Source organism: Kitasatospora sp. NPDC036755, from assembly GCF_040636595.1.
Lineage (GTDB): Bacteria > Actinomycetota > Actinomycetes > Streptomycetales > Streptomycetaceae > Kitasatospora.
In genome coordinates, this window is the sequence record NZ_JBEZUT010000387.1 from 1 (window position 1) to 7,461 (window position 7,461).

Genomic DNA, 7,461 nt, shown 5'->3' on the forward strand with positions numbered 1-7,461 from the left:
GTCCCGCGGGCCGGCGCCCGGCGGACCCGACCGCGGCGGCGGTGGCTGGCGTCGCAGAACGGGTAGACGCGGCTGCGCCGGCACGTGCACAGGGCCACCACCGGGCGCTCGGAGAGCCGCCGCCCGCCGTCCGGGAGGACCACCTCCACCGGACCCTCGACCAGCAGCGGGCCGCCCGGGACGACGGTCACCCGGGTGGCGGGCCGGTCACCGTTCACGGACACCCCGCACCACCACCAGTTCCTCCTCGCGCTCACCCGGCCCGATCATCCCGAGCCGTTCGAACAACCCGGCCCGGGCCGTCATCACCGGCCCGAAGGGCTGGCGCCGCCGGGCCACCACCGAGGTGCGCAGCGCGGCGGACCGCAGCAGTGCCAGGGTCGCCTCGACGTCCGCGAGCGCGGACTGCACGACCAGCAGTACACCGCCCCCGGTCAGGACCCGCGGGACGGTCCGGCAGATCCGGTCCAGGACCAGCCGGCCGTCCGGCCCGGCGTCCCAGGCCAGGGCCGCGCCCCGGCCGGGAGCCACCCGACCGGGGCCGGTGGGGACGTACGGCGGGTTGGCGGTCACCAGGTCGAACCGCTCGCCGGGGATCGGGGACAGCAGGTCGCCCCGGCACAGCCGGACCCGGCCGCGGTGCAGACGGGTGTTGCACCAGGCGGCGGCCACCGCCCGGCCGGACAGGTCGACCGCCGTGACCAGTGCCCCGCTGCGCGCGGCGGCGAGCGCCACGGCCCCGGTGCCGGTGCACAGGTCGAGCACCCGGCTGGAGCCGTCCAGTGCCTCCCGGCGCACACAGTCGGCCAGCAGTTCCGTGTCGCCCTGGGGCGAGTACACCCCGGGCGGTCGAATCAGCAGCATGCCGCGCGGCTGCCCGGCCCCGCGCCGTTCACACCTGTCGCACCGGCCCTGTGCCGGATCCGGTCGGCCACGGACGCCGGCACCCGCCCCGGCTGCGGACCCCGCGCTCCTCCGCACGGGGGACGCTCCGGCGGTGCGGCCGCCCGGGACGTGCCAGCGTGGAGGGGCACGGGCGGGGACGCCCGGCGCCCCGACCGGGCCGACCGGGAAGGCAGGGAGCAGCCGATGGACGACACCGCGAGCACGCTCGGCCGGGTGGCCGGAGCGCCGCCGGACGACGGGACGGTGCGGGTGCGCCGGGAGGGCTGGGCCCGGCTGGGCGCCGCCGACCTGGGCATCGACGTCGACGCGATGGCCGAGGACCTCGCCGAGCTCGCCGCGGCGTACCAGGACCTGCCCGCGGATCCGTACGCGCGGGCGACCCACCGGTTCCGCCGCTACTCGCACGCCGTCCACCTGCCGTGGACCGGCGAGCTGTCCTATGTCCCCGGCGCGCCCGACGAGGAGTTCGGCACCGTCACCGAGTACTGGCAGGACGAGCACAATCCGGAGTACCCCCGGGTGCGCCGCCGGCTGCCGGACATCCCGCCCGCGCTGCGCGGCAACCGGCTGCTCGACGCCCTGATCCGCGCCGATCTCGGCCACGCGCTGTGGCTGGAGGACCTCCACCGGGTCCCGGTGTACGTCGGCATCCACCTGATCGCGCTCGGTGTGCACGGGCGCGACGAGGTCGCGGTCTCCTCACCCGACTGTCTGCACCAGGACGGCGGTTCACCGGCCACCTTCACCTTCGCCCACCTCGTCGGCCGCCGGAACGTCGAGGGCGGTGAGAACGTCATCGCGACCCCCGGGAGCGCCGGGCGGTGCCCCGACGCGCTGCCGCCCGAGGACATCCACGCCCGCTTCGTGCTGACCGAGCCGCTGGACGGCTACGGCGTGCACGACCGCCGGGTCAGCCACTACGTCGGCCCGGTCCGCCTGGGCGCCGCCGGCGGGGACGGCCGGCGCGACATCCTGATCGTCGGCATCGCCCCCTACACCCCCGGGCTGTAGTCCGGCGGGCCGCGCCGGGGAGCGGCCCACCCTCTCGGTCCGTCCCTTGGGCCGCCGTGCCCGGTGCGTCGGTTCCGCTCGTGCGGTCAGCCCTGCGGTCCGTCGGCGGCCCTGGCGTCGATCTCCGCGACGAGCCGCTCGACCAGGGCCTTGACGGCGTCGCGGATCGGGCGGACCGCCTCGACGCCCTGGCCGGCCGGGTCGTCCAGCTGCCAGTCGAGGTATTCCTTGCCGGGGAAGTACGGGCAGGCGTCGCCGCAGCCCATGGTGATGACGTAGTCGGAGGACCGGACGGCCTCGTCGGTGAGCGCCTTCGGCTTCCGGCCGGAGATGTCGATGCCGACCTCGGCCATCGCGGCGACGGCGGCCGGGTTGACCTCGTGGCCGGGGGCGGAGCCGGCGGAGCGGACCTCGACGCGGTCCCCGGCGAGGTGGGCGAGGAAGCCGGCCGCCATCTGGGAGCGGCCGGCGTTGTGGACGCAGACGAACAGCACGGAGGCGAGCGGCGCGGCGGAGGTCATGGGGGAGCGGTCCTTCGTATCGGGGTCGGGCGTCCGCGGCGACGGCGTGACGGATCAGTCCCCGCTGGTGTCAGCCCCGGCTGATGTGAAAGTATCAGTCCATGGTGATGTCAGTCGACACTGAACTGTTGCGAGTGCTGTCCGACCCGCTCAGGCTCCGGATCGTGACCCTGCTGGCCCGCGAGACCCTGTGCACCACGCACCTGGTGGAGGAGACCGGCGCCCGCCAGACCAACCTCTCCAACCACCTCAAGGTGCTGCGGGAGGCCGGGGTGGTGGACACCGAGCCGTGCGGCCGGTTCACGTACTACCGGCTCCGCCCGGAGGTGCTGGAGTCCCTGTCGGGGCAGTTCGCCGACCTCGCCTCCACCGCCCGCGCCAACGCCGGCACGAAGCGGTCCTGCTGATGGCCCGCACCCGGCCCACCCCGTCGGCCCCGCCGGCTCCGGCCCCCGGACCCGGGGCGGCGACGGTCGCCGGCCGGCTCTCCTTCCTCGACCGCTACCTGGCCCTGTGGATCCTCGCCGCGATGGCCGTGGGCCTGGGCCTGGGCCGCCTCGTCCCCGGCCTGAACGACGCCCTCGCCGAGGTCGAGATCGGCGGGATCTCGCTGCCGATCGCGCTCGGCCTGCTGGTCATGATGTACCCGGTGCTCGCGAAGGTCCGCTACGACCGGCTGGACACCGTCACCGGCGACCGGAAGCTGATGGTCTCCTCGCTGGTGATCAACTGGCTCGTCGGCCCGGCGGTGATGTTCGCCCTCGCCTGGATCTTCCTGTCCGACCTGCCGGAGTACCGCACCGGCCTGATCGTCGTCGGCCTGGCCCGCTGCATCGCCATGGTGATCATCTGGAACGACCTGGCCTGCGGCGACCGCGAGGCGGCCGCCGTCCTCGTGGCGCTCAACAGCGTCTTCCAGGTCGTGATGTTCGGGGTGCTGGGCTGGTTCTACCTCGACCTGCTCCCAGGCTGGCTGGGCCTCGGCGGCGGCCGGCACCTCGACGTCTCCATGTGGAAGATCGCCCTCAACGTCGTCGTCTTCCTCGGCGTCCCGCTGCTGGCCGGCTTCCTCACCCGCCGCCTGGGCGAGAAGAAGCTCGGCCGCGAACGCTACGAGCGGAAGTTCCTGCCCGGGATCGGCCCCTGGGCCCTGTACGGACTGCTGTTCACCATCGTGGTCCTCTTCGCCCTCCAGGGGAGGACCATCACCTCTCAGCCGCTGGACGTCGCCCGCATCGCGCTGCCGCTGCTGGCCTACTTCGCGGTCATGTGGTTCGGCACCTTCGCCCTCGGCAAGGCTCTCGGCCTCGGCTACGACCGCACCGCGACCCTCGCCTTCACCGCGGCCGGCAACAACTTCGAACTCGCCATCGCGGTCGCGATCGCCACCTTCGGCGTCACCTCCGGCCAGGCCCTGTCCGGCGTCGTCGGCCCGCTGATCGAGGTGCCGGTGCTGATCGCCCTGGTCCACGTCTCGCTCGCCCGGCGCAAGAGGTTCGCCCCGGCGAACTGACCGCCCCTGTGACCGCCGGGGCCCGGCAGGCACGCGACCGTCGTGTGCCCGCCGGGCCCCGGCGGTCCGGCCGTCGAGCGGGGACGGCGGTCGCTACGTCCCGGCCTGCCGGTAGAGCGTCACCAGGAGGCCGTGCACCGGCTCGCCCTCCGGGTCCTCCTCGGTGTCGTCGGCCAGTGCGGCCAGTGCCTCGGCGAGCCGCGCCGCCTTGGCCGGGCCGAGCCGCAGGTGCCGCAGGGTCAGGAGGGGGTTGCCGGGGGAGCGGTCCAACTCCTGGGCGACGGCGCCGAGTAGCGCGGCCGTGCCCTCGGCCTGCGGCTCGGCGACGAAGAAGCGTTCGGCGGTCCGCCGGTAGTACTTCTCGGTGCCGCCGCGCACCCGTCGCGTTCCCGCGTCCTGGACCAGCCCCGCCTCGCAGAGCACCCTGAGGTGGTGCGAGACGCTGCCCTTGTTGACCCCGAGCTGCGCGGCGAGCCGGCTGATCGTCGACGGACGGCTGCTCAGGGCGAAGAGCAGGCGTTGGCGCAGGGGGTGGGCGAGCGCGGCGTGTTGCCGCGGTTCGCTGATCGGCTGGACGGTCTCGCCCGGTCGGTGATTCATCTGATCAAGCGTTAAGTGTGATTGACGCTTTGGCAAGTGGCTGGTCTACTGCCTCTCCATGACCTCCACCACATCGCCGTCCGCGCTGGACACCGTCGCCGTCGTCGAGTCGATCGCCGACCTGGTCCGCGAGAACTACGTCTTCCCCGACATCGCCGGTCAACTGGCGGACCTGCTGCGGCTTCGGAGCGCCGAGGGATCCTACCGGACCGAATCCGCCCAGGAGTTGGCCGAAGCGGTCACCGCGGACCTGAGATCCGTCAACGGCGACCTGCACCTGGGCCTCAAGCACCACGCCGTGCCGGTGCCGCCGGAGCCGGGCGCGGCGGTACTCGCCGCGGTGCGGCGGGAGTTCGACACCTTCCTGAACGGCGTTCCCCGGGTGGAACTCCTCGACCACGGCGTCGCGGTCCTGGAGATCGCACCCAAGCTGTTCCCGCTGGACTGGGCGGCGCGGCCGCTGACCGCGGCACTCTCGCTGGTGGCCCCCGCCCGCGCCCTCATCCTGGACCTGCGCCGCAACACCGGTGGAGACCCGAACACGGTCGCCTTCGTCTGCGCCTACCTGCTCGACGGGCGCACCCACCTGAACACCATGGTCTCGCGGAAGAACGAAGTGGGCGCGCAGTCCTGGACGCCCCCGTTCGTCCCCGGTGCCCGCTTCGGCGGCAGCAAGCCGATCTACGTGCTCACGAGCGCGGACACCTTCTCCGGGGGCGAGGAACTCGCCTACGACCTCCAGCAGCTCGGGCGCGCCGAGGTCGTCGGGGAGGCCACCCGGGGCGGTGCGCACCCGCGCGAGGGCTGGACGGTGCACCCGCACCTGGAGCTGAGCGTGCCCATCGCCCGTGCGGTCAACCCGGTCTCGGGCACCAACTGGGAGGGCACCGGGGTGCGGCCCGACGTGCCGTGCGACGCCGAATCGGCGCTCGACCGCGCGCTCGCCCTGGCCGCGGCGCGCCTGGCCTGAGAGCGCGACGGCGCGGTGCGGCAGGGGGCCGACGGGGCAGCCGGCGGGGGAGCCGGGCCCGGGGGCGGCCGCCCGGCAGGTGCCAACGCGGACGGGGAGGGCTTCCGCGTTCGCACTCCCGGGTGCCGCGGCCGCGTGATCTACTGGTGTCACTTTCCAACCGACCTCTCCGATCTCAACCTCTCCGACCGATGGGCGAAGGGTGCGTCTCATGCGAGGGCAGGAGCCGGTGCCGGTCGCGCCGTCGGGTTCGGCACCGGACGTCGGCGACCTGGGCGCGTACGTGGTCGAGGACAGCGGCCTGATCGTCGCGGTCAACGATCGGGCCCTCGCGCTGCTGGGGACGGCGCGCGCGGACGTGCTCGGCCGTGACCACCACGAGCTGCTGCACCGCGGCCCGGACGGCAGTGTTCTCCCGCGGGCGCAGTGCCCGCTCATGGACGCCGTGCTGTCCCGTGCCGCGTGCAGCGGCGCGAGCACGTGGTTCGCGCGCGGTGACGGCGTGCTGCTGCCGGTGCGGTGGACCGCCACCCCCTACCGGACGGCCGGCGGCCAGGCGACCCTGGTGCTGTTCCATCCCCGCCCGGCCGACACGGCCGCCGACGCACCCGGGCAGCTGTCCGAACTCGAACGGCTCGCCCTGCTCGCCGAGACCACCACCTCGTTGACGTCGACGATGAACGAGGAGGAGATGGTCGACCGGCTGGCGGGCCTGGTGCTGCCGCGCCTGGCCGACTGGATGGTGATCGACCTCATCGACGACACCGGCGACATCCGGCGCACCCGCGTGGTCGAGCACCGGGACGGCCGCCCGGTCCGGCATCCGGAGCTGGAAGGGCCGATACCCGCGGTGTCACCGCAGTCCCCGATGCCGCTCTCGCGCGCCCTGCGCGGCACCGCCGCCTCCCTGGCCGGTCCGCAGGTCTACCAGGGCCGACCGGACTCCGGCATCGCCGTCGTCCAGCACGAACTGTTCGCCGCCACCGGCATGCGCTCGGCGGCCATCGCCCCCGTCCGCGGCGCCAAGGAGGTCCTCGGCGCGCTCACGCTGGGACGCGGCGAGGGCCGGGTGCGCTTCGCCACCCGCGACCTGTCGCTGCTGGAGGACATCACCCGCCGGGCCGGCGTGGCGATCTCCAACTCGCGCCTGTACCAGCGCCAGCGGCGGGTCGCCGAGACGATGCAGCGCCACCTGCTGCCCCACCTCCCCGACCTGCCCGGGGTCGAACTGCACGCCGCCTACCTGTCCGCGCCGGACGCCTCCCAGGTCGGCGGCGACTGGTACGACGTCTTCACCCTTCCCGGCGACGCCACCGTCCTGGTCGTCGGCGACGTCGTGGGCCACGACCTGGAGGCCGCCGCGGGCATGGCCCAGCTGCGCAACATGCTCCGCGCCCTCGCCTGGTCCCACCAGGGCCCGCCCAGCGGCGTGGTCGACCAGCTCGACCACGCCCTGGGCCGTGTCACCGACCGGCTGATGGCCACCCTCGTCCTGGGGCGCCTGGGCCCGCACCCGGAGTCCGGCCGGACCTGGACGTGGACCAACGCCGGCCACCCCCCGCCCCTGGTCGTCACCCACGACGGCCGCGCCGAGTACCTCCACGCACCGCACAGCCTGCTCCTGGGCACCGGTGCCGAGGCAGCCCGCGGGAACGCCACCGCGCACCTTCCGCCGGGCTCGACCCTGCTGCTCTACACCGACGGCCTCATCGAATCCCGCGCCCACGGCGTCGACCCCGGCCTCGACCGGCTCCGCCGCCATGCGGCAGCCCTCGCCCACCACCGGCTCGAAGCGTTCTGCGAGCGGCTCCTCGAACGGGTCCGGCCGCCGGACAACGACGACGACGTCGCCCTCCTGGCCCTGCGCCTCCTTGTCGTCCGCACCTCCGCAGAGCACGTCCTTCGCGATCCGCACCGACTCGCCGTCGGTCTGCCGGGCC

9 protein-coding genes are annotated in these 7,461 nt (G+C 74.2%); 5 read left to right on the top strand and 4 right to left on the bottom strand.

Annotated features, from left to right (window positions below):
• Nucleotides 1-224 (bottom strand): CDGSH iron-sulfur domain-containing protein (locus AB0E96_RS35860; protein ID WP_359830118.1); only part of this gene is annotated, 224 nt, incomplete at its 3' end.
• Nucleotides 208-864: a HemK2/MTQ2 family protein methyltransferase gene (locus AB0E96_RS35865; protein WP_359830120.1), complete on the bottom strand. Its 657-nt coding sequence runs from the start codon at nucleotides 862-864 to the stop codon at nucleotides 208-210. The genes AB0E96_RS35865 and AB0E96_RS35860, both read right to left, overlap by 17 nt.
• A 225-nt stretch (nucleotides 865-1,089) precedes the next feature.
• On the opposite strand from AB0E96_RS35865, the gene AB0E96_RS35870 reads away from it, so the two are divergent.
• Nucleotides 1,090-1,917, top strand: coding sequence for a 2OG-Fe dioxygenase family protein (locus tag AB0E96_RS35870; RefSeq protein ID WP_359830122.1), 828 nt, complete (start codon nucleotides 1,090-1,092; stop codon nucleotides 1,915-1,917).
• Between the two features lie 86 nt (nucleotides 1,918-2,003).
• Here AB0E96_RS35870 and AB0E96_RS35875 read toward each other — a convergent pair whose 3' ends face one another.
• Nucleotides 2,004-2,438 carry an arsenate reductase ArsC gene (locus AB0E96_RS35875; RefSeq protein ID WP_359830124.1) on the bottom strand — a complete coding sequence of 145 codons (435 nt, stop codon included), beginning with the start codon at nucleotides 2,436-2,438 and terminating at the stop codon, nucleotides 2,004-2,006.
• A gap of 101 nt (nucleotides 2,439-2,539) precedes the next feature.
• On the opposite strand from AB0E96_RS35875, the gene AB0E96_RS35880 reads away from it, so the two are divergent.
• Nucleotides 2,540-2,845, top strand: a complete 306-nt coding sequence (locus AB0E96_RS35880; RefSeq protein ID WP_359830126.1) for a metalloregulator ArsR/SmtB family transcription factor — start codon at nucleotides 2,540-2,542, stop codon at nucleotides 2,843-2,845.
• Nucleotides 2,845-3,951 (top strand): ACR3 family arsenite efflux transporter, encoded by a 1,107-nt coding sequence (gene arsB, locus AB0E96_RS35885; RefSeq protein WP_359830128.1) that lies wholly within the window; start codon nucleotides 2,845-2,847, stop codon nucleotides 3,949-3,951. The genes AB0E96_RS35880 and arsB overlap by 1 nt, the downstream gene beginning before the upstream one ends.
• 93 nt (nucleotides 3,952-4,044) lie before the next feature.
• On the opposite strand, the gene AB0E96_RS35890 is transcribed toward arsB, so the two are convergent.
• Nucleotides 4,045-4,551 carry a winged helix-turn-helix domain-containing protein gene (locus AB0E96_RS35890; protein ID WP_359830130.1) on the bottom strand — a complete coding sequence of 169 codons (507 nt, stop codon included), beginning with the start codon at nucleotides 4,549-4,551 and terminating at the stop codon, nucleotides 4,045-4,047.
• Nucleotides 4,552-4,609: 58 nt separating this feature from the next.
• Between AB0E96_RS35890 and AB0E96_RS35895 the strand changes: the two genes are divergently transcribed.
• Together AB0E96_RS35895 and AB0E96_RS35900 are read left to right on the top strand one after the other, a co-directional pair.
• The gene (locus AB0E96_RS35895; RefSeq protein ID WP_359830132.1) at nucleotides 4,610-5,521 is read left to right on the top strand and encodes a S41 family peptidase; all 912 of its coding nucleotides are present in this window, start codon (nucleotides 4,610-4,612) and stop codon (nucleotides 5,519-5,521) included.
• 211 nt (nucleotides 5,522-5,732) lie between these two features.
• Nucleotides 5,733-7,461 (top strand): SpoIIE family protein phosphatase (locus AB0E96_RS35900; RefSeq protein ID WP_359830134.1); only part of this gene is annotated, 1,729 nt, incomplete at its 3' end.

Bases quoted from the DNA above. Each gene is read 5' to 3' on its own strand.
- AB0E96_RS35865 (WP_359830120.1), bottom strand. From the start codon at position 864: ATGCTGCTGATTCGACCGCCCGGGGTGTACTCGCCCCAGGGCGACACG.
- AB0E96_RS35870 (WP_359830122.1), top strand. From the start codon at position 1,090: ATGGACGACACCGCGAGCACGCTCGGCCGGGTGGCCGGAGCGCCGCCG.
- AB0E96_RS35875 (WP_359830124.1), bottom strand. From the start codon at position 2,438: ATGACCTCCGCCGCGCCGCTCGCCTCCGTGCTGTTCGTCTGCGTCCAC.
- AB0E96_RS35880 (WP_359830126.1), top strand. From the start codon at position 2,540: ATGGTGATGTCAGTCGACACTGAACTGTTGCGAGTGCTGTCCGACCCG.
- arsB (WP_359830128.1), top strand. From the start codon at position 2,845: ATGGCCCGCACCCGGCCCACCCCGTCGGCCCCGCCGGCTCCGGCCCCC.
- AB0E96_RS35890 (WP_359830130.1), bottom strand. From the start codon at position 4,551: ATGAATCACCGACCGGGCGAGACCGTCCAGCCGATCAGCGAACCGCGG.
- AB0E96_RS35895 (WP_359830132.1), top strand. From the start codon at position 4,610: ATGACCTCCACCACATCGCCGTCCGCGCTGGACACCGTCGCCGTCGTC.